Here is a 20,009-nt window from a genome sequence, read left to right as displayed (position 1 = left end):
TTTATCTCGCCGTGAACTCTATTTCTTTTTTCTGACAATTTCCGCCATGATGTTCGGCTTTATTCAGAAGGAGGCGGCGTGGTCGTCAGTCGTGCGTTTCGTCAGGTGTTCGGGAACAGACGGGGTGCGCTCCGCGCGGGCGTCCTCGTCCTGGCCCTGCTCTTCGGCTTGGTGGCATGGGTCGGCGCACCGGCCGCACATGCGGTGCCGACCGTGCCGGTCTCCGTCACCGTGACGAGTGTCGACGGGGTTGGCGACGACCTCGACGGGATCGGCCGCAGCGACGCGGACTTCTATGCGGGCGTCGAATTCGGCACCGGGACCATCAACGCCACGACGACCGCGGGCAACAGTTTCGGCACCCACGTCGACGACGCCCCGCACATCACCCCTTTCTGGGTGCTCTCCGGGCTCGTCGATCCGTTCACCGTGAACGACGTCCCGACGGCGAACCTGACCCTGTCCGTCTGGGACCACGACGACTGCGACAGCCCCTTCTGCACGGACACCGGCGTGACGGAGTCGGACGACGACCGGCTCGACATCAAGTCCGGTGCCGGCGAGACGGTCGCCGTGGCCCTCGACCTGCGGACCGGCCGCTGGAGCGGCGACGTCAACTGGCCGACGAACTGCGTCACCGGGGACGGCGGCGAGGCAGTCAAGGTCTGCTTCGACATCAGCGTCGACTCGGCGAGCGGGGACGCCGACGGCGACGGACTGCTCGACGGCTGGGAGCGCAACGGCTACAACGACGACGGCAACGGCACGATCGACGTGGACCTGCCGCGCTTCGGGGCCGAGCCCGACCACAAGGACCTCTTCCTGGAGCTCGACTACTCCGCCGGGCAGGCGCCCGCGCGTGACGACGTCGAGGCGGTGCGGGACGCCTTCGCCGACGCCCCGTTCGACAACGTCGACGGCACACGGGGCATCAGACTGCACGTGGACACGGGCAACCTCGTGGATCTCGGGGCCCGCAAGGGCCAGGCGCCGGGCACCTGCACCGACATGATCGACAACAACGGCGACGGACGGACGGACGCCGCCGACGTGGACTGCAGCAACACCGACGGCGGTTCCGGCGAGTACCTGGAGACGAGCGTCGAGGACCCGCAGCCCGACTGCACCCTTGCGGACACGGGCAATCCCGACTGCCTGGTCGGCGACGACCTCGGCGGCGGGAACCAGTTGCCCCAGCACCTGAACAACTGCGGCCTCGACGGGGTCTTCAGGAACGCGAAGGACGGTGGCGGCGCCTTCCCGACGGCCAACTTCAACAGGAACCGCAGGCTGATCTTCCGCTACGCCATCAGCACCCTGCCCGATCAGGACACCGACGGCCGCGGGCCCGACACGGGCTGCGCGTCCGGCGGGCAGGGAGAGCTCGGCGGCAACGACTTCGTCGAGTACAACCACGACGGCGGCACCCTGATGCACGAGCTCGGGCACAACCTGAACCTCGACCACGGTGGCGACGAGGACAAGAACTGCAAGCCGAACTACGTCAGCGTGATGGACTACGACGAGCAGTTCGGGATCGGCCGCGTCCGCGGCGGGGCGATCATCGACTACTCGCCGCCGAGGATCGCCCTGAACGGCCGCCCCCGCGGCGTCGCGCCACTGCCGAAGCTGCAGGAGGACGCGCTCAACGAGAACGTCGTACTGGACTCGACCGACAACGAGAACACCATCGTGTTCAAGGACGGGGCGGGCCGGCGCCGCACCGGCCCGCTGACCGGCGGCATCGACTGGAACGGTGACAACGCCGACCCGCCGTTCGAGTCGACCGTTCCGCCGACCAACATCAACACGTCGAGCCCGCCCGGGCCGATTCCGGCCCCGCCCGCACCCGCGCCCCAGAGCCCCCAGGACTGTGCGAGCAACACCAGCAACACCGACCAGAACATCACCGGGCACCACGACTGGAACCGGGTCTCACTCCCGTTCCGCCAGTTCCCCGCCTCGCGGAACGGAGCGCTCGAACCCCTGGACGAGACGCTGCCGACCCTCGAGGACCGCGACGTCATGACCGGCCAGGCCAACACCGCGGACGTCAGCGTCGCCATCGCCGACACCCCCGACCCGGTCGGAGCCGGCGAGCAGCTGAAGCTGAGCCTGACCGCGACCAACCACGGGCCGAACCCCGCCCACTCGACGGAGGTGACGACCACCCTCCCCGAGGGCGTCGACTTCGTGGACACGAGCGTGCCGTGCGTCCGCTCCGGCCGTGTCGTGACCTGCAACCTCGGCAGCCTCGCGGCGAACACGTCCAAGTCCTTCGACATCCGTGTGAACATCCCGGCCGGCTTCCTCTACCCCGGCGGGCAGAAGACCATCACCACCACGGCGAGCGTCGACAACCTGTACGGGCCCGACCCGGAGAGCGGCAACGACCGCGCCTCGCAGGACACGCTCGTCATCACCAAGGCCGACGTCAAGATCACGGACGTGAAGACGGGCTCGCCGCTCGAGGTCCTGATCGGCCAGGCCGCTCAGGCCACGGTCGAGGTGACCGTCGAGAACGGCGGACCCTCCAGCCCGGTGGACGCCCTGCTCACCGGCACGGCCACCGCGAGCAGCGGCGCCGGTGTCGCGCCGGCGGCGACTTCCGCGCAGCAGACCGCCCTTGCGGTCGGCGGACCGCGGACGGTCAGCCAGGCGTTCAGCCTCACCTGCCTGTCCCCCGGCTTCAAGACGGTCTCGTTCGACTACGCGATCGCGCTGACGGACCCGAACGGGGTCGACCCGGTCCCGGCGAACAACACCAGGTCCGTGTCGTTCAGGATCGATTGCGTGGTCCCGATCGCCATCAACGTCCGGCCCGGCGGCTTCCCGAACTCGATCAACCTCCTGACCGACGCGACGCTCGCGGCGCTGACGACCAGGGCCGGCGAGTACGGGCTCCCGCTCTCCTTCGACGCGGGGTCGATCGACCCCCTGTCGGCCCGCTGGGGCCTGCGCGGCAACGTGTTCAACACGGGCACGGTGTCCGGCGCCAGGGAGATCCACAACAGGGGCCACATCGAGCGCTCCTACGAGCTGGACGAGCGGACCCGTGACGCGGACCTGGACATGGTGATGCACTTCAAGCCCGCCGACAGCGGCTTGACCCCGCAGTCCACCGAAGCCTGCCTGAGGACTGACTTCCGGTCCGCCGACGGCACGCGGTTCCGCGCCCTGGGCTGCGACTCGGTCCGGATCACGCCCTAGTCACACCGCACCCGCCGTAGCGGCGCGAAAGCACGGAAACCACCAGGGCCCGGCCCTGGTGGTTTCCTGCTGCCGGGTGCGGAACCGGTCCTCAAGGGTGTTGCAGAAGGCTCGGTGCCGGCCGTATCAGGAACCTCGGGCCGCCCTGCCTCTGCGGTCGCCGCCCCCTCTCCGACCGTCGCATCCGCCCATCCCCCGTCCGCCGGATCGGCGCCGTCCCACAGGTCGTGGAACATCGCCGAGACGGCCCTCCGTCAGCCTCAGCCACCGGTACGAGCCACGACGTTCCCGCCCACCTCCGCTCGAACGAGTGGGTCGGACGTCTTCGGGCGCATGTGGGGCGGCGGGTGGGGACACCCGTACACCCGCTCAGGGCCGGGCGCTTCTGCATCCTCCAGGCGGCGCACCCCGTCATTTCGCAAGGAGTGCCTCCGCCATGTACAGCTCGCTGATCGTGCTCGACCGTCCTGACGGATGGTCCCGGCGACTGGCGGCGACGAGTCGCTCGATGAGGGGAACGTCCTCCGGGGCGCCGATCCGTTCCGGGTAGGAGGTGTTCTCCCACAGCTGCCGCACGTACCGCCACAGGGCGCCCGCCTCGTCGGATTCCTGTTCGCCCTTGTGTCCGGCTATCTCCGCGACGGCCGAGGCGAGGACGCCCTCGCGACGGGCGGCGGCGGCCAGGACCGCCCAGGCCCGCAGCGTCTGGACGCGCGAGCAGCCGATCGTGCGGTCGCGCATGGCGGCGTATCGGTCGCTGTCGGCGAGAGCGGCGTCGAGGTGTGCCCGCATCTCCTCGCGGTGCGGGCCGTCGTGCCACTGGACGACCCATCGGGCGCCGCTGTCGTGGGCCAGCTCGACGGGGACGGCGGTGATCTGGGACAGGTGCGCGGCGAGGCGGGTCGCCTGCCTGCTGCGGTTCATGACGGGGCGTCCTCTTCGGTGGTGGGGAGGCGGGGTCCTCGGCTGGATACGGGACAGGGGAGGATTCGCTGGTAGCCGATCCCGGGCTCCTTGAGAACGGGGGCTCCGGGGAGTACCCGTCCTCGTGCCGGGGAACAGGGGCGGGCTCGGGCGGGCGGCCACTGCTCGACTGCCGTGAAGTGGAAGACGATGCTGGAACTCCTCGTGGCCGTGGTGCGGCACGACGCCGGGGTCCTCCAGCAGGGAGAGCACGTCCTCGGGACGGTCGAGAGGTGTGTTCTGGGCGAGGAAGCCTCGCCCGGCCATGGCACGGCCGAACTCCCCCGCCCGGCACAGCGGGCTCGCCTGCCACTCGAGATCGTCCACGTTCACGGAGGCGAGCGTAAGGGCACCCACTGACAACCCGCCCACGGGAACACCTTCCGCGACCTCGACGCCCACGACGAAGGCGACACCGTCCTCGAACTGGGAGAACTTTGACGGCCTCAGTCGCCTCCGGCCGGCTGCCGTTCCCGAACAGTGAGCTCTTTCAGAGTGGTCACTGATCGAGTGACCCTGGCCGAGTCAGGATGAGGACCGCAACGCACAGGGCTCCCGTGCCGTTGAGGGAGGTGTTCGAAGTCTCAACCCATCGGCAGAGGAGCCCTGTTGGTTCCCCATCCTGCCGCACTCGACCTGCCTCATGCACCCTGAAACGTCAACGCTGACGACCTTCGGTGAACCGACAGACAGGGAAGCCTCCACGGGCGATTTTCGTCAGCGTCTCCGCCACGGAGTCGAAATACTGGGCCATCGACTCGTACTCGCCCGTGACCGTGATCTCACCCACGAACCAGCGGCCGACGCGCCCGTCCCGCACATCGATGAACTTTCCCCTCCAGCCGTCCTGGTCCGACAGGAACGGGATCCACTCGTTCCGCCAGAACGGGTAGTCCGGCTGGTCCGGAGGGTCGAATCCGCAGGACGTGGAACGGTTCGCGTAAAGCCTCTCCATCGCCCGGATACCCAGAAAGAAGCTTCCCTCGTCGGGGAACCCGTCGAAGCCGCAGCACATCACGTCGTCGTCGAAATCTTGCTCCGGCAGGTCCAGATTGTTCTGCAACAGCCACGTCCGCAGGTCCCCATGCAGGGAGATCCCCATCCGCTCTTCGGCTGCCGCGAGCACCTGCTCCGTAGCGGGCCCCGGCAGATCCGCGTGATCGGCCGGCGCCTGCTCCCGAAGAAGACCCATCACACGCGACCAGCTCTCAGCCACACTCATCGCCCTCTGCCCTCTGTCCTCTCCACAGGGATGTCTCCGTCCGACTACGCCACTGCGGAGGTTGAGAAGTGCCGGCCGGAGAACCTTGCAGGAATGGTACTTCGAGCATGTGTTCCATTCCTCCCCACGTTCGTCTTCCGTCCCGAAGCGCAGGGTCAGCCCCTCAGCGAAGTGCCCGCCCGCGACTTCTCACAGACAAGCCGCTGTGCCCGGCGGGCCCTGTCGACGAGTTTCCAGGGCTCAAGCGAAGGCCACGGCCACCCTGGGGGGTGGGCGAAGCTGAAAACGCTCAGTGACCGCCCGGGCTTGATGCGGCCGGCCGGCCACGTCCTAGTTGAGCTGGGCGGTCCTGCTGGCGACGAGTTCTCCGCCGACGAAGCCCTCGACCCGCGCGGAGCGCGCGGCGGCCGCGTCGGGCACGGTGACGTCGGCCTGGCCGTCGGAGAGGTCGAGGGAGGCGCGCGGGCGCTGGTCGACATAGACGTCCAGCCGGTCGATGTTGACGGCCTTGACCTTGAGCCGCAGGGCACCGCCGGCCGCGGTCGCGTCCGTGATGGCCACGGCGTGCGGCGTGAGCGTGTCGAGGATCCGCCCGGCGCGCTCGAAGAGGTCGACGTTGCCCTCGAGGAGGTCCCGGCGGGTGATCCGGTGGTGCTCGTCCGGCGTGATGCCGAGGTCCTCCACCGGGGTGCCGGAGTTGGGACCGACCCGAAGGGTGCGGCGGATCGCCACGCGCATGTTGGCGTTCTTCGGCAGCCGCCGGTACGGCGTTCCGGGGTCGTTCGCGAGGGCGTCGATCAGGTCCTTGTGCTCCCAGACGTTGGCGCCGCCGGCACCGGTGTTCTCGTCGGTGCCGAGGACGGGTCCGATCCGGTGGTCCTGGAAGCCGGCGGCGAAGATGTCGGTCGCCGAGTAGCAGCGGGCGTTGGTGATGAGGACGACCGGGCCGGCGTACTGCTGGCCGATCCTGTTGGCGAGCTCTTCCGGGATGAGGGGCACGGCGCTGGAGTAGGTCGTGCCGAGCTCGACGGCCTGCTCCATGGAGGGCAGCCAGGCGCCCAGCTCTTCCGGGTTCTGGCGGCAGATCCGCAGGTTGAGGGGGGTGTTGATGAACTGCGCCGGCTCGGGGGTGATGTGGCGCGGGGTGAGGGTCTGCAGGGCGAACTCGGCGTTGAGCACGTATCCGCCGCCGTTGTCCCGGACGTCCAGGATCAGCCCGCGTTCCGGCATCCGCTGGAGCAGGTCGAGGTACTCGCCGATGAACTCCTGCGGGGGGTGGTAGAACTTGAAGATCCGGAGGTAGCCGAAGGTACCGGCGGACGTCTGCACCTCCTGCGCCCGGAACACCTCGGGGAGCGAGGTGGAGATCTCCCCGGCGTGCACCTCGGGGGCGGCTTCGCCGGCGTCCAGGGCCTTCCGGCGGGCGACGACCTTCGGGGCGAACAGCATCACCTTGGCACGGTTGATCTCTTCCATGTCGAGGTCCAGGCCCACGGGCTGCGCGACGGCCGAGGGCCCCTCCGCCGCGACGGGGGTCGCGAGGTTGTCGACGATGCGCCAGGCCTCCCGCAGCTCGCGCGCGGTGCCTGCGCCGTCGATGAAGCTCACGGTCACCCACTCCTCGAAGGGGGGCAGGTGCCTGGTGAGCGACCGTACGGTCAGCGACTCGATGCCGCGGCTGCGGCGGGCGGCCGCGTTGCTGCCGGCGAACCGGGCGGCGTTGAGGTCGACGGCCTTGCCGACGGGGATGCCGCTCCAGTGGGTGACCTCGACGCCGGGCTCGAAGCCAGGGGCGGAGAAGCCCGGGGTCAGATGGCTGACCAGGAAGTGCTCGCCCCGGTCGTCCTCGTAGTGCTCGACGAGGAAGGGCAAGAAGGCGACCTTGCCGCGGTAGGGGTCGGGGAGCAGGTAGTTCGTGTGGAGGTCCCGCACCAAGTTGAAGATCTCCGACATCTCGGCGTGGAACAGCCACTCCGGTGACTTGCTCTGCTCGGTCTGCCGCTCCAGCCGGCGCTGGAGCACTCGCAGGCGCTGCACCGGGTTGACCGCGTACATCGCGGCCTTGAGTGGCAGGTGGACGTAGTTCTGGTCCAGCATGAGCAGCGCCTGGTCGACGATGAGCAGGCGCTCGGCCAGCGTCAGGGTGCCTGCTCCGGCGAGGAAGTCGGGCAGTCCCGTGGCCGCGGCCAGGTGTTCGCGGACGGATTCTGCGGCCCGGGGGACGAAGTCCTGGGCGGAGTTGTCGGCGGGGTGCGCCACGGTGCCTCCCGAGGTGGGACGGTCTGGGGGACCTTTCGCCCCCGGTTATCGGGCGACTTCGGGCGACGGCTGAGCCGTCCGCCCCTGTTTCGCTCGAAAGGACCTGCGGACGGCGCACTGACGACCTGCACAGCCGCCACGCCTTCGTCACGGCCCCGAACGGGATCTCGCCGCAGTCTCCGCCGGCCTCAGGCTGCCCTCGCGCCTTGTCCTGAGTTTCGACCATCCGATCGCCTCCGACCGTCGGTGGTGCGCGCGTGGTGCCGCGGGGCACCCGAGGTGTGCCCCTTCGACCCCGCGCACGGCGCAGGGTCGAAGGGCTGCGACCGCTGGGCGGGGCAGGTCTTCGACGGGAGGGATGCGTCCTGGCGGCGTGGCCGAGCGAGGGACTCCTACCGTCCCGCAGCGGCGCCGTCGGAGGACGCCCGGCCGGTGGGGGGCTCAGATGAAGGAGATGACCAGGGCAGGGACGGTGAGCGTCTGCAGTCCGGTCAGGGCGCAGTCGACGTCGGAGACCGGGGTGGGGATGACGGCTGCGGCCTTGTCGCCGGCGAGGGGGCCGGTCTTGAGGTCGATGCCGATGCCGAGCGGGGGCTGGGCGGGGTCGGTGCTGAGTTGGGCGTCGAGGTCGGAGGTCTGTCCGGTGTTCCAGGTGACCTGGCCGGACACGGGGATCTTGAGGCCGCGAACGCTGCGGTGTCCACGGCCCAGGGCAGGGTGTCGCAGTACAGGTCGTCGAAGGCCGTCTCCTTCCCGCCGCTGAGTAGCCACGGCTGGGCACGGGAGGACTGACGGCTCGTCGGGATCCTCGCAGCGGGTGCGGGGAATCAGGCTGACCGGCGGCGCTCAAGACGAGCCACGCCGGCGTCGAGGTCGATCCCGGCTCTCCGCGGGGCACCATCCTGCTCGTCATCCCGCACCACCAGCTCGATGCGGCGTTGCTCCAGCTGGACCCGTTTGCTCGGGTAGATCAGAGCATGCAGTTCCTCGGTGGCCGTGGCACCCGCACCCCGGCTCCCAAGCTCCCGATCCCGGAAACGGCCGGGCAGCCACCCCCGCCGCTGAGCCTGCCGGACCACATACTGGACGGCCGCCAGAACGAACAGCGGTATCACCACGATCAGCACCACGAACGGGCTTGTCAGCAAGCGCACCATGAACGGACAACGCCCACCATCGCACTCGTGTTCCGGCCGACATCGCAGCGGGCCGGGCAAGCCGAGCCCCGCGTCGGGAACAGCCGGTCCGGTCGGCGTCGTTGCACCGACCGGGGGCCGGACCCCGTACGGGTGGACGCGGTGCCTTCCGTCCCGGCAGGATTCCGGCCTCCCGGGACCGCGGAACGATGCCGCGCACCGGACCACCACAGGTACGTGCTGGAGGACTCATTCATGACTGACCGGCCCTTGACTCTCATGGCCGTGCACGCCCACCCCGACGACGAGGCCACCGGAACGGGAGGGGTGCTCGCGCGGTACGCGGCGGAGGGCATCCGCACGGTCCTCGTGACGTGTACCGACGGCGGGTGCGGCGACGGGCCGGGGGGTGTCAAGCCGGGTGATCCCGGGCACGATCCGGCGGCCGTGGCCCTGCTGCGCCGGCGGGAACTCGAAGCGAGCTGCGAGGTCCTGAAGATCAGTCACCTGGAGATGCTGGACTACGCCGACTCGGGGATGATGGGCTGGCCGAGCAACGACGCCCCCGGTTCCTTTTGGCGGACGCCCGTGGAGGAGGGCGCGGCCCGGCTCGCGGAGCTCATGCGACGCCACCTGCCCGACGTCGTCGTCACCTATGACGAGAACGGCTTCTACGGGCACCCCGACCACATCCAGGCCCATCGCATCACGATGGCCGCGCTGGAGATGACCGGGCTGACACCCAAGGTCTACTGGACGACGATGCCGCACTCCGCGATGAAGCGCTTCGGCGAGATCATGCGCGAGTTCCACGAGGACATGCCGGAGCCGGACCCTGCCGAGGCCGCCGCGCTGGCCGAGATCGGACTCCCCGACGAGGACATCACCACCTGGGTGGACACCACCGCGTTCAGCGGTCAGAAGTTCGACGCGCTGGCCGCCCACGCCAGTCAGGGCGAGAACATCTTCTTCCTCAGGATGGGCAAGGAGCGGTTCGGCCGGCTGATGGGCATGGAGACCTTCCTCCGCGTCCAGGACACCACCGGCGCGGCCGTGCCCGAGAACGACCTCTTCGCCGGCCTGCGCTGACCGTCCGCGGCAGGGTGCGGCGGACGCGCGTCGCACCCGCGCGCCGGCGCAGCGCAAGGCCCGGCAGCAGGCGGACCGGGAGGACGCCGGCCCCGGGCGGCTCAGCGGTTCCAGGAGGCAGCGGGCAGCTCGGCGGCGCGGCCCTCCAGCATCAGGGCCAGATTGCCCTCGGCGGTCGGCACCTGGGCCTGCAGCAGGCCGACGATCTCGTCGACGTCGAGGGTGAAGCGGACCTTCGCCAGGCAGGCCTCGGTGTCGCCGCTCGCGGCACGGGCGAGCGCGAAGACCTTGCCGAGCACGTGGTCGATCTTGACGCCCCGGCGGCGGAGGGCGCCGTCCGGGCCGATCTCGGGGTCGTTCTGCCAGTACCCGTCGGGGTCGAAGAAGATCATCGGGGTGAACCGGGCAGCGTCGGCCGCGTAGTAGTTCTCCTCCACGTCCTGGAAGATCTCGCGGAGGGTGCCGCCACCGCCGCGGGCATAGACGATGCCCGCCCAGGACTTCGCGACGAGCGCCTCCTCGCGGATGCTGTTCTGGAAGTACTTGGCGTACGCCGTCGCGAAGGGCGTGGTGGGCTCTTGGCCATAGCGCCAGGTGGGGATGGCGAGGCTGTCCCCGCAGGGCGACGGGCACAGCCTCCGCGCCTCCAGCGCCACGGTGAGCCACCGGTTGGCCTCCTCGAGGACGGCCTTCCGGTCCGGCTTGATCGACCCGTCCGGCTCGAACAGGGGCTGGGAGAGGTCGGGCAGCCGGGCGTGGCTCCGTAGTACTTCGCAGGCCTGGTCCAGGGCGGCTACGTCGACGTGCGCGAAGGCCGCCCCCAGATGAGCCGCCTCCATCGCGCCGGGCCCGCCCCCGGTCGCGACGAGGAAACCCTTCCGGGTCAGGTGCCGTGCGAGCAGGGCCACCTGACGGTACGCCGGATCGTCACGGGCCACCTTGTGGCCACCCATCACTCCCACCAGCGGGCGGGATCGGTCCAGGTGGGCCCCCAGCGCCCAGGAGATGCCCGCGTCGTGCACGGCCTGCCGCCGACGGACCTCCAGTGAGCCGGGCGTCGAGGCTCCGTCCAGGACGAACCTGCGGAAGATGACGAAGTCGCGGGTGGAGGTGAACCCCAGGGAGCTGTCGGGGTCGAACCCGTCGAGCAGTTCCTCGGCGGTGTACAGGCGCCTTCTCGCTTCGTAGGGGTCCATCTCTCCACCTCCGTACGGTCGGCCTGGGCTGAGCGGGACCGGGCCGTCAGACCTCGAGCTCGAAGATCACCGGGCAGTGGTCGGAGGCCTTGGGCCGGTCGAAGCCGACACCCATGAACCGGGGGCCCTTGTACCGCACGGCCCGCAGCGGCATCCCCTTGCGGAAGATCTCCGGCGTCGCGGTGGGCACCGCGGCGGCGAGCGAGGCCGACGGGAGCAGGTAGTCCAGCTGGCGGTACTCGTTGCCGCCGGCGAAGAAGTGGGTCCACTGCTCTTCTTCGGGGAGTCGCGCCACGACGTTCTCCACCTGGTCCCAGCCGACCAGGCCGTCGATGCCGGAGCTGCCGTTTCCGTTCGTCTGCAGGTAGTCGTTCAGATCACCGAGGACCACGAACGGATGGTCGCCCGGAGACTGCCCGAAGCGGCGGGTGACGATGTCCATGACCCCGGCGGCCTGCCGTTCCCGCTTCGCCCGGGTTTGGCTGCGCCCCTCTCTCATGGACTTGAAGTGGTTGACGAACAGGGTCACCGTGGTGCCCGGCCCGCCGTTCGCCCCGACCAGGACGTCGACCTCCAGGCAGTCGCGCGAGAAGAGCGGGGCGGTGGGGCTGGCCGGATCGACGAGGTGTTGGTACGAGCGGATGTGCGTGATGGGCAGCTTCGACAGGACCGCCACGTCGATCAGCCGGAGGTCGTTGCCGTCCACGCCGGCCACGTACGGGTACTTCGCGGCCCCGCCGAGCGACCGGTCGCGGAAGGCCTTGAGGGTGTCGACGTTCTCCACCTCCTGGAACGCGAGTACGTCCGCTTCGACCTCACGAACCGCCGCTCCGGTGATCGCCTTGTCGTCCATGCCCAGTTCCTTGAAGCGGGTCTGATCGACGATCCACCCGCGCGTGTTCGCTTCCGCGGGGTCCACCCCGTCCTTGAACCGCCAACGGGCGAAGAGGTTCTCGACGTTGAAGGTCGCCAGGCGCAGCGTCGTCATGGGAACTCCTCCAGAATCTCTCATCTCCGGTCCCGCACGATCCCGACGTGCGGCGGGCTGAAATCAGTGCGCAGGGCTTGGGCGGCGAGGTCGACGTTCCCGCCCGCGGCGAGACCACGCGGACGAATGTGCCTCGGGTGCCTTCGCTCACCCTCACGACGTCGACGCCCTTGAATCGCCGACCTCTATAGTTTCAGGCCGAATGTGGTGTTACGCGACTTCGATTCGTAGCCCTTTCAATTGAAAGGGCTACGAAGCAGAGCCGTGGGCTTGCCGCGGCGCGAGCAAGGGGGGCAGCGTCTGGGATCGCATGGCGACGGCCTCCGAAATCCCCCCGTGGCCGCCGCAGGTCTGCGTGACTCGAAGCAACGGTGAACCTGTGCGGGCAGCGGAGTGAGGGTGGCCTGGGAGGATCACGGCCTTCCCTTGGATCGCGCGGATGTCGTTGAGATTCTGTTCCCGGCCAGCGGCGGGGTCGACCTGCTCCGGTCCCTCTTCGGTGGCCGACGGCTGCAGCGAGGGCGACCGTGGCGGTGGGGGTGGCGGTGAGTTATGTCTGCCGGGGATGGATCCTGGAGATGTCGTCTTCGTGGAGGCGTCAGGCGGCTGCCGGGCGCTCGCGCAGCAGCAGGCCCGCGGTCACGGCGACGACCGCCGAGGCCAGGCCGTGGACGCCGAACGCGGTCGCCGCCGGGCCCCCTTGGCTCAGCACGATGATCATGTCGCCGGCCGGGACGACTGCCATGGCCGCCATCGCCAGCCCGAGTGCCTTGCGCTGGCCGGCCAGCAGGAGCGTGAGTATCACCAGTCCGAAACCGACGTCCCGCATGCCCTTGACCATCAGGAACCCGTCTCCTGCGTCCTGCGGCAGGCTCGGCACCCCGAACCCTTCGGCCAACGTGTGCGGCGCCAGGAGGAAGCCGCCCCCCGTGTAGAGGAGGAACAGGCCGCTGAGGACGGCGAGGACGATGGCGAGGCGCTTGGCGGTCATGGCGGGTCTCCTGAGGGGTGTCGTGTGGCGCCGGCCGGCGGGAGCGGCGGCCGCTGGGTGCCAGTGGTCGTGGCGGGTGGCCCACTCGGCTCGGTCGGTCAGGGGCAGACGATGGAGCGGCCGCGGAGGGCGCCCTCGGCGGTGCGAGAAGTGGCAGCGCTCATGGCTTCGTTCCTTTGCGGCGGGTGATCGTTTCCGAGCTCCATGTTGGTTTCGTTAACCTCGGTGCGGAAGCAGGCACTTGAAAGTGCGTAAGCCCCTCTCGAGTACCGAAGGAGCGATCAATGTCGACGCAGACAGCGGCTCAGCGCCGGGCCGAGGAGAAGACGAGCTACAACGCGTTCATGGCGGGCTGCCCCAGCCGTCAGCTGCTCGACCGGATATCCGACAAGTGGGTCGCGTTGGTCCTCGCGGCCCTCGGCAGCGACGGCCCCTACCGTCCCGGGGTCGACCACGGGGACGGGCCCCGGTCGATGCGCTACTCCGAACTGTCCCGCCGGCTCGCCGGCGCCAGCCAGAAGATGCTCACCCAGACCCTGCGCTCCCTGGAAGTCGACGGCCTGATCACCAGGACCGTCACTCCCACCGTGCCCGTCACCGTCACCTACGAACTGACCGAACTCGGCCTGTCCCTGAACCACGTCGTGGCCGGCCTCAAGGACTGGGCCGAAGCCCACATGGGCGAGGTGCTCGCGCACCGGGAGGAACACCAACGCGCGGCAGCCGGCGCGGAGGGGTAGCGCGCGTCCGTGATCGTCTTGCGCCGTGGTCGTGGTGCCGAGCGCGGCGGACTCCGCGCTTGCGGTTCGCACCTGATCGGCCGGCTGAAGGGTCACCAGCGCGGCGGCTCCGCCGGTCCACGAGTGGGCGCCGTTCACGAAGACCGCGCACGACAGCGCCGTCGGCAAGAGCCTCTTGGTACAGCTCGACTTCGACTCGCGCATGACCACCTTGCCTGCCAGCCCACTGAGCAGCTGATCCAGCGGACCCGCGCGCTGATGGGGCAGGTCGCCGGTGCCTGCCCGAGCGACAGCGAGCCACCCTGCTGACGCTGACGGCGGCGACCAGCGATCGCGTTTGGCGCGGGCGATGGGCCAGTCGGACATGGGTGGCGCCGTCCACGGGGTGGAAATGGGAGCCGTACCACTTCACCTCGGCACACGCGTGGACGGCGCCGCCGGAGCGGGCCGCGGCGGTCTGCTTGACGGGGTTCATGACGCGGTCGATCCCGGCAGGACCGGCGGCGACACGACCGGTCCCCGATCCGCGGCCCAGGGGGTACCCCTGGGCCGGGTGCCCTAGCCGACCGGCCCACCCGCGTTGCGGATCAGCCGCTGGAGCACCTTCACCGTCGTGACGTAGTCGGAGTCGTCGATGCCCTCGTGGAGGGCGGCGCGGATGGCGGGGGCATTACGGGCGAGGGCTACCCGGGCCTGTTCCCCTTCCTCGGTAAGCCACAGCCGGTCCTCGGCGTCCCGGGTGAGCCAGCCGCGCTCCACGAGCACGTCGGATTCCGCCGCCAGGTCGTCCTCGGGCCGGATGTAGGTGGACATGGCCTTCCGCAGCTCGGACACCGTCATCCCCTGGCCATCGGGGGAGATGTCGTTCTCCGACAGGTTGCGCAGCAGCCAGAACTGGGGCTGTGTGTAACCCCTCTCGGCCTGCCGGGCGCGGGTGAACGCGATCAGCGCCTCGTAGGCGACACCGGTCCAGTAGGCAGCGGGCTGGCGGGCGAGATCGGCGTCGGAGATCTGCTGGATGGTCATGGCACGTCCTCCTCGTGGCGATTCGAGTACTGAGCCTGCACGCCGTGCAGCTCGTACGGAAACGGTAAGACCTCAAGTGCCCTTGAGATCAAGCACGGGATCCTCCGGATGCGTTCGATTGCCACCGCGGGATCCCGGCTTGCTGCCCCCGCGCGCCGTCCGCCGACCCGGCCTCCAGAGGCGTGGTCCCCCCGCTTGCCTTGCCCTTGCGATCAGGCGCCTGGTGCTTCGCGGCCTGCCCGCACTCACCCTCAACGCATCAATTCCGTTGGGGGGGCGCTGTCACCGGGATTCGGCGGCTCGCTCGTCGCGTGGCCCATCGGGCCGGACAGTGGTGGGCCGGTCGCCCCAGCCGGCCGCGTCGATCAGGTCGTGCCAGTCGGGCAGCGTGCCGGCCGGCACGTGGCTGCGCAGCAGCTGGCCGGGGAAGCTCAGCGGCCCTGCCTTGGCGGGGTCGTCCAACACCTGACGGAGGATCACGTCGGTGATGGCGTAGGCGAGGTCGGCGCGGGGGAACGCGGCGTGCACGTGGTCGGCGAACCCGTCGGGAAGGAGCTCCTTGCCCCGCCCCAGAACGTCCACCGTGATGCCGGCATGGGCCAGTGCGATCTCCGGACCCTTGCGCGAGGCGATGCCCTCCGACGTGTGCAGGGCGATGGCGTCCCACACCACCGTCACGGCCTCCTCATCGACGCCCTGTTCGCGGAGGAAGCGGGCTGCCAGGTCCGCACCGTCCACCTCGAACCGCTGGTGGCCGTTGCCCTGTTCCGACAGCCCCAAGTCGTGGAGGACACAGCCCAGGAACATCAGCTCGTCGTCGAAGTCCGCCCCGGCCTTCATCCCGTGGTGGTCCGCGAGCGCCCGGGCGAAGAGGTAACTGCGCACGCTGTGGCGGAAGATGACCGGGGGCTCCGCTTCCTCGGCGTAGCGCAGGGCGCGGGCGGCCAACTCCGTCCGGGGCAGGTCGAACGCGTCATGGACGGCAGGCAGGGCGACAACCATCGCAGCAGCTCCTCATGTGTGCGGAAGGGGAACGCCCTCGATCCTGCGGCCCCACGCGCCGCCGGGACAGCGGCCACAATGCCGTCGTGCGCTAAATTCTGGCCATGACTCTTGGGGTGGCTGTCCTCGCGCTCGACGGTGTCGTCCCCTTCGAACTGGCCACGCCCGGCCAGGTCTTCGGCACGGCCAACGAGGCTGCCGGCACCGCGCGCTACGAGATTCGGGTCTGTGCTCCCGGGCGCAGCGCGACGACCTCCCCCGAGCACGGCGCCTTCCGGATCGACACCCCGTACGGCCTCGAGGGCCTCGTCGGCGCCCACACCGTCGTCATCCCCGCCCACGCCGGCTTCCTGGCCCCGCAGCCCTCGACCGTCACCGATGCGCTGGAGCGGGCGGCGGCGCAGGGGGCACGTCTGGCCTCGGTGTGCGTCGGCGCCTTCACGCTGGCCGCCACCGGCCTGCTGGACGGGTACCGCGCCACCACCCACTGGCAGTACGCCGACGAGTTCGCCCGCCGCTATCCGCGCGTCGACGTCGATCCCGCCGTCCTGTTCGTCGATCACGGCCATCTGATCACTTCGGCCGGGGTGGCTGCCGGACTCGACCTGAGCCTCCATCTGGTACGCCGTGACCTCGGCGCAGCGCTCGCCGCCGCCACCGCCCGCCGCGTCGTCATGCCGCTCCAACGCGACGGGGGCCAGGCCCAATACATCGAACGGCCCACGGACCCGACCGATCTCAGCGCCCTGCAGCCCGTCATGCACTGGATGGAAAGCCGCCTCGACCGGCCGCTCACCCTCGCCGACATCGCCGACCACGCCAGGATCAGTGTCCGCACGCTCAACCGCTGGTTCCGCGCGCAGACCGGAACCACTCCGTTGCAGTGGCTCCTGCACGCCCGCATCCACCGGGCCCGACAGCTGCTGGAGACCACCGACACGCCCATCACGCTCCTCGCCGACCGGACCGGATTCGGTTCACCGGCGACCCTGCGCCACCACTTCACCCGCCACACCGGCACCTCTCCCCATGCCTACCGCGCCGCCTTCCGACAGCAGGACACAAGATCCCCGGACACTCCCCAGTCGAAGTCGGCCTTACCGAGCGTGGGAGTGCCGGGATCGCTGCCGAGCAGGAACGATGGGTTGCGTAGGTGTCCGTAACGTGGAGGGCGGCCTTCCAGCAGTCAATACCTACTCTTGAGCCCTGGGAGCGGAGCGGAAAATCGCTGGACAGCGCTCAGGCCAGCGGCGAGCGTTGGGCAAATGCAGCAGGAGGAAATCTGGGACGCCGATACCGCCCGCCGCTACGACACGCCCGGATCCGGCATGTCCGCACCTGAGGTGTTGGGGCCGACCGTGGACCGCCTCGCTCATCTCGGGAGGGAGGGAGCGGCTCTTGAGTTCGCCATCGGGACCGGTCGGGTAGCCGTCCCGCTCGCCGCACGAGGCATCCCTGTCACCGGTATCGAGTTGTCGCTGCCGATGGTGGAGCAATTGCGCACCAAGGTGGATGAGGCGACGATCCCCGTAGTCATGGGTGACATGGCGACCACCGTCGCGCCCGGGGAGTACACGCTGGTCTACCTCGTGTACAACACGATCTCCAATCTGCTCACCCAGGCCGAGCAGGTCGAGTGCTTCCGTAACGCTGCCCGCCACCTCGCACCGGGTGGTCGATTCGTGGTCGAGCTCTGGGTCCCTGAACTGCGCAGGCTCCCACCGGGCCAGACGGCTACCGTCTGGCAGTCCGAGCCCGGCTACATCGGTCTGGACACCTACGACGTCCTGCATCAGCACGTCGTGTCGCACCACTTCCGGTTCGACGGGACCACGCAGGCCAGGCTGTTCCGCAGTCCCCACCGCTACATCTGGCCGGCCGAACTCGACCTCATGGCCCAATTGGCCGGATTCGAGCTGGAGAGCAGGCATGCGGACTGGGCTGGCGCGGCATTCACCGCCGAGTCGCGTTCTCACGTCTCTGTCTACCGAATCCCACAAACTCAGTAGCTTCGGTTCGGACCGGGCGCCGTTTCCGGCATCGTCACCCGGGTTGCGATGACCTGCAGGGAGGGCGCATCCGGGCAGTGTCCGGGGCTGGCCGAGCGGGAGGGGCCGAAACGGGAGCAAGTCGTGCGGCCGGGCACCTGCGCTGGCGCCGGAAGGCCACCGCGGCCGGGTGAGTGCCGCGTACCGCCACACGGGCCCGAACCCCGGAACGACGTCCGATAGCCGGCGAGGCTCAGGCCACCCAGCGCTCGCGTATCGTCCGGATCTTGCCCTGCGCGTCCAGCGTGACCTCGAAGATGTTGTCGTGGCAGGCATAGGGTGGCTGTACGACGTCATATGCGTGGGCCATGCAGTCGTCGATGTGCCGCACGAGCTCGAACTTGTCCACGCGCGCGTATGTGCCCGGGCCGGTGGACAGGGCCAGCTCGGCCACGACTCCCGCAGGAAGCGGGTAGGTGGCAGGCTCTCCTTCGACGCGATGGATCCACCCCTCCGCCGTGCAGTCCGGCTTGACACTCACTGCTTCCACGTCGCGGCCGCGGCGGGCGCTCACCTGGACCAACCTCACGCCAGGACGGAACGTCGGCGGCCTGCTGCAGTCACGTCCAGTGCCGTCATAGGCGCCCTCCCGCTCGAAACCGCTCGCCGGCCCACCGGTCGGCGTCGCGGAGTTCGACGGCACATGACCCGCTGCGTCCCCGCTCGAGCCGCAGGCACTGAGCGTGGTACCGAGCACGACGAGGACCGCGATCGCACCGAAGCAGTGTCTGGTGGAGTGCATGCAGGTCCCTTCACACATGGCGTTGCCGCACGCGCATTCGCTTGACGGTGTTCTACACCGTCGGTACGACAAGGAACGAATCCCCGGGCCGGCGTTCGGCACCTTGCGGCGGACCACCCCGCCCGCCGGCCCCGCCGCGAGCGGTCCGGGGGGCATGAAAAGGCTTTCCGGTGGATGTCGTACCCGGCCGGGGGGCTCGCTGCTGCCGGGGGCTGTAGCGCCTTCCCGCGCACGTGGGGGCTACGACCGGCCGGCGAGCGCGGGGAGGGCGGCGGACTCGGGCGTGAGGCGGGGCAGAGCCGGGTAGTCGGTGTAGCCGTCCGCACCGCCCGTGTACATCAGCCCCTCTTCACGGACCTGGTTGATCGGTGCGCCGGTCCGCAGGCGTTCGACGAGGTCGGGATTGGCGAGGAAGGAGCGACCCAGGGAGACGAGGTCCGCGCCGGCGGCCAGGAGTCGCTCGGCGGCCCGGCGGCCCCCGTCGGCCGGCAGGGGCTGTCCCCAGCCCAGCACCGGGTTCGCGATCAGCGTGCCCGGCCAGGCCCTGCGGAGGTCCCGGAAGAGCGGCTGGTCGGGGTCGGCGAACACCAGGTGCAGGTAGGCCGGCCCGATGTCGGTCAGGGCGGCGACCAGGGCCGGGTAGATGTCCTCGGTGTCGCCCTCCTCGATGCCGTTGACGGTCAGGCCGGGCGCGATCCGTACGCCGACCCGCTCGGCGCCGACCGCATCGGCGACGGCCCGCACCACCTCGACCGTGAAGCGGATGCGGCCGGCCACGGACCCGCCGTACCCGTCGGTGCGGTGATTGCTGCCCTTGGCCAGGAACTGGTGCAGCAGGTAGCCGTTGGCGGCGTGCACCTCCACACCGGCGAAACCGGCGTCGACGGCCTTGCGGGCCGCCGCGGCGAAGTCCGCCACGGTGGAGTGGATCTCCGCGGTGGTCATCTCCCGCGGCACGACGGCGGCCTGGCGACCCTTCGGCGTGTGGATCGGCTCCGGGAGGGGGACGGGCGAGGGGGCGACGGGCACGAGGCCGCTGTTGTCCGGGTGACCGACCCGCCCCCCGTGCTGCAGCTGGAGGAACATCCGGCCACCGGCCGCGCGCACGGCGTCGGTGACCTTTCGCCACCCCTCCACATGGGCTTCGTCGTGGATGGCGGTGATGTTCGGGTAGGTCTGCCCGACGGCGTTCGGCGTCGAGGCCTCGGCGATGATCAGGCCGGCGGAGGCGCGCTGCGCGTAGTAGGTGGCCATGATGGGCCGGGGGACGCCGTCGGCCGTGGCGCGGTTGCGGGTCATCGGTGCCATGACCAGACGGTTCGGCAGCTCCAGCGGACCGAGGAGGGCGGACTCGAAGAGGCGGGACTCGACAGGTGCGTTCGTCATGCCCGTACGGT

17 protein-coding genes are annotated in these 20,009 nt (G+C 69.8%); 5 read left to right on the top strand and 12 right to left on the bottom strand.

Going from position 1 to position 20,009, the window contains the following annotated elements:
• Positions 1–105 precede the first annotated feature (105 nt).
• Positions 106–3,210: a hypothetical protein gene (locus tag ACIQCH_RS00820; RefSeq protein WP_402576472.1), complete on the top strand. Its 3,105-nt coding sequence runs from the start codon at positions 106–108 to the stop codon at positions 3,208–3,210.
• Positions 3,211–3,621: 411 nt separating this feature from the next.
• On the opposite strand, the gene ACIQCH_RS00815 is transcribed toward ACIQCH_RS00820, so the two are convergent.
• The 5 genes from ACIQCH_RS00815 to ACIQCH_RS00795 form a co-directional block, all read right to left on the bottom strand.
• Complete coding sequence (locus tag ACIQCH_RS00815; protein WP_402576470.1) at positions 3,622–4,134, bottom strand: hypothetical protein; 513 nt, start codon at positions 4,132–4,134, stop codon at positions 3,622–3,624.
• A 697-nt stretch (positions 4,135–4,831) separates the two neighbouring features.
• Positions 4,832–5,395: an SMI1/KNR4 family protein gene (locus tag ACIQCH_RS00810; protein ID WP_402576468.1), complete on the bottom strand. Its 564-nt coding sequence runs from the start codon at positions 5,393–5,395 to the stop codon at positions 4,832–4,834.
• A 330-nt stretch (positions 5,396–5,725) separates the two neighbouring features.
• Positions 5,726–7,654, bottom strand: coding sequence for a S41 family peptidase (locus ACIQCH_RS00805; RefSeq protein WP_402576466.1), 1,929 nt, complete (start codon positions 7,652–7,654; stop codon positions 5,726–5,728).
• Positions 7,655–8,095: 441 nt separating this feature from the next.
• On the bottom strand, positions 8,096–8,323 hold the full coding sequence (locus tag ACIQCH_RS00800; protein WP_402576464.1) for a hypothetical protein: 228 nt from the start codon (positions 8,321–8,323) through the stop codon (positions 8,096–8,098).
• 158 nt (positions 8,324–8,481) lie between these two features.
• The gene (locus ACIQCH_RS00795; RefSeq protein ID WP_402576462.1) at positions 8,482–8,811 is read right to left on the bottom strand and encodes a DUF6191 domain-containing protein; all 330 of its coding nucleotides are present in this window, start codon (positions 8,809–8,811) and stop codon (positions 8,482–8,484) included.
• 234 nt (positions 8,812–9,045) lie between these two features.
• Between ACIQCH_RS00795 and ACIQCH_RS00790 the strand changes: the two genes are divergently transcribed.
• The gene (locus ACIQCH_RS00790; protein ID WP_402576460.1) at positions 9,046–9,879 is read left to right on the top strand and encodes a PIG-L family deacetylase; all 834 of its coding nucleotides are present in this window, start codon (positions 9,046–9,048) and stop codon (positions 9,877–9,879) included.
• Positions 9,880–9,980: 101 nt separating this feature from the next.
• Here the strand turns inward: ACIQCH_RS00790 and ACIQCH_RS00785 are convergent, their stop codons facing one another.
• The 3 genes from ACIQCH_RS00785 to ACIQCH_RS00775 form a co-directional block, all read right to left on the bottom strand.
• Positions 9,981–11,075, bottom strand: coding sequence for a hypothetical protein (locus ACIQCH_RS00785; protein WP_402576458.1), 1,095 nt, complete (start codon positions 11,073–11,075; stop codon positions 9,981–9,983).
• Positions 11,076–11,121: 46 nt separating this feature from the next.
• Complete coding sequence (locus ACIQCH_RS00780; protein WP_402576456.1) at positions 11,122–12,063, bottom strand: endonuclease/exonuclease/phosphatase family protein; 942 nt, start codon at positions 12,061–12,063, stop codon at positions 11,122–11,124.
• Positions 12,064–12,661: 598 nt separating this feature from the next.
• The gene (locus tag ACIQCH_RS00775) at positions 12,662–13,054 is read right to left on the bottom strand and encodes a DUF4267 domain-containing protein (RefSeq protein ID WP_402576454.1); all 393 of its coding nucleotides are present in this window, start codon (positions 13,052–13,054) and stop codon (positions 12,662–12,664) included.
• Positions 13,055–13,338: 284 nt separating this feature from the next.
• On the opposite strand from ACIQCH_RS00775, the gene ACIQCH_RS00770 reads away from it, so the two are divergent.
• Positions 13,339–13,794: a winged helix-turn-helix transcriptional regulator gene (locus tag ACIQCH_RS00770; protein ID WP_402576452.1), complete on the top strand. Its 456-nt coding sequence runs from the start codon at positions 13,339–13,341 to the stop codon at positions 13,792–13,794.
• A 558-nt stretch (positions 13,795–14,352) separates the two neighbouring features.
• On the opposite strand, the gene ACIQCH_RS00765 is transcribed toward ACIQCH_RS00770, so the two are convergent.
• Together ACIQCH_RS00765 and ACIQCH_RS00760 are read right to left on the bottom strand one after the other, a co-directional pair.
• Positions 14,353–14,820, bottom strand: coding sequence for a MarR family winged helix-turn-helix transcriptional regulator (locus tag ACIQCH_RS00765; protein WP_402576450.1), 468 nt, complete (start codon positions 14,818–14,820; stop codon positions 14,353–14,355).
• A 282-nt stretch (positions 14,821–15,102) separates the two neighbouring features.
• The gene (locus ACIQCH_RS00760; RefSeq protein ID WP_402576448.1) at positions 15,103–15,822 is read right to left on the bottom strand and encodes an HD domain-containing protein; all 720 of its coding nucleotides are present in this window, start codon (positions 15,820–15,822) and stop codon (positions 15,103–15,105) included.
• 104 nt (positions 15,823–15,926) lie between these two features.
• On the opposite strand from ACIQCH_RS00760, the gene ACIQCH_RS00755 reads away from it, so the two are divergent.
• Entirely contained in the window at positions 15,927–16,985 is a 1,059-nt protein-coding gene (locus ACIQCH_RS00755) for a GlxA family transcriptional regulator (RefSeq protein ID WP_402576446.1), read from the top strand.
• Between the two features lie 102 nt (positions 16,986–17,087).
• Positions 17,088–17,831: a class I SAM-dependent DNA methyltransferase gene (locus tag ACIQCH_RS00750; RefSeq protein WP_402576444.1), complete on the top strand. Its 744-nt coding sequence runs from the start codon at positions 17,088–17,090 to the stop codon at positions 17,829–17,831.
• Positions 17,832–18,063: 232 nt separating this feature from the next.
• Here ACIQCH_RS00750 and ACIQCH_RS00745 read toward each other — a convergent pair whose 3' ends face one another.
• Both ACIQCH_RS00745 and ACIQCH_RS00740 read right to left on the bottom strand, forming a co-directional pair.
• Entirely contained in the window at positions 18,064–18,612 is a 549-nt protein-coding gene (locus ACIQCH_RS00745; protein ID WP_402576442.1) for a hypothetical protein, read from the bottom strand.
• Between the two features lie 240 nt (positions 18,613–18,852).
• A complete protein-coding gene (locus ACIQCH_RS00740; RefSeq protein WP_402576440.1) occupies positions 18,853–19,998 on the bottom strand; it encodes an alkene reductase in 1,146 nt (381 codons plus the stop codon).
• Positions 19,999–20,009: the final 11 nt, after the last annotated feature.

The sequence above is a fragment of the Streptomyces sp. NPDC093225 genome, from assembly GCF_044753805.1.
Taxonomy (GTDB): Bacteria; Actinomycetota; Actinomycetes; order Streptomycetales; family Streptomycetaceae; genus Streptomyces.
The sequence above is the reverse complement of the archived record's forward strand: the minus strand, read 5'-3'. Positions and strand labels throughout refer to the sequence as shown.

Excerpts from the sequence above, each read along its gene's own strand:
- ACIQCH_RS00740 (WP_402576440.1), bottom strand. The coding sequence starts at position 19,998 with ATGACGAACGCACCTGTCGAGTCCCGCCTCTTCGAGTCCGCCCTCCTC.
- ACIQCH_RS00780 (WP_402576456.1), bottom strand. The coding sequence starts at position 12,063 with ATGACGACGCTGCGCCTGGCGACCTTCAACGTCGAGAACCTCTTCGCC.
- ACIQCH_RS00760 (WP_402576448.1), bottom strand. The coding sequence starts at position 15,822 with ATGGTTGTCGCCCTGCCTGCCGTCCATGACGCGTTCGACCTGCCCCGG.
- ACIQCH_RS00795 (WP_402576462.1), bottom strand. The coding sequence starts at position 8,811 with ATGGTGCGCTTGCTGACAAGCCCGTTCGTGGTGCTGATCGTGGTGATA.
- ACIQCH_RS00745 (WP_402576442.1), bottom strand. The coding sequence starts at position 18,612 with ATGCACTCCACCAGACACTGCTTCGGTGCGATCGCGGTCCTCGTCGTG.
- ACIQCH_RS00755 (WP_402576446.1), top strand. The coding sequence starts at position 15,927 with ATGACTCTTGGGGTGGCTGTCCTCGCGCTCGACGGTGTCGTCCCCTTC.
- ACIQCH_RS00810 (WP_402576468.1), bottom strand. The coding sequence starts at position 5,395 with ATGAGTGTGGCTGAGAGCTGGTCGCGTGTGATGGGTCTTCTTCGGGAG.
- ACIQCH_RS00765 (WP_402576450.1), bottom strand. The coding sequence starts at position 14,820 with ATGACCATCCAGCAGATCTCCGACGCCGATCTCGCCCGCCAGCCCGCT.
- ACIQCH_RS00790 (WP_402576460.1), top strand. The coding sequence starts at position 9,046 with ATGACTGACCGGCCCTTGACTCTCATGGCCGTGCACGCCCACCCCGAC.
- ACIQCH_RS00775 (WP_402576454.1), bottom strand. The coding sequence starts at position 13,054 with ATGACCGCCAAGCGCCTCGCCATCGTCCTCGCCGTCCTCAGCGGCCTG.
- ACIQCH_RS00750 (WP_402576444.1), top strand. The coding sequence starts at position 17,088 with ATGCAGCAGGAGGAAATCTGGGACGCCGATACCGCCCGCCGCTACGAC.
- ACIQCH_RS00770 (WP_402576452.1), top strand. The coding sequence starts at position 13,339 with ATGTCGACGCAGACAGCGGCTCAGCGCCGGGCCGAGGAGAAGACGAGC.
- ACIQCH_RS00815 (WP_402576470.1), bottom strand. The coding sequence starts at position 4,134 with ATGAACCGCAGCAGGCAGGCGACCCGCCTCGCCGCGCACCTGTCCCAG.
- ACIQCH_RS00785 (WP_402576458.1), bottom strand. The coding sequence starts at position 11,075 with ATGGACCCCTACGAAGCGAGAAGGCGCCTGTACACCGCCGAGGAACTG.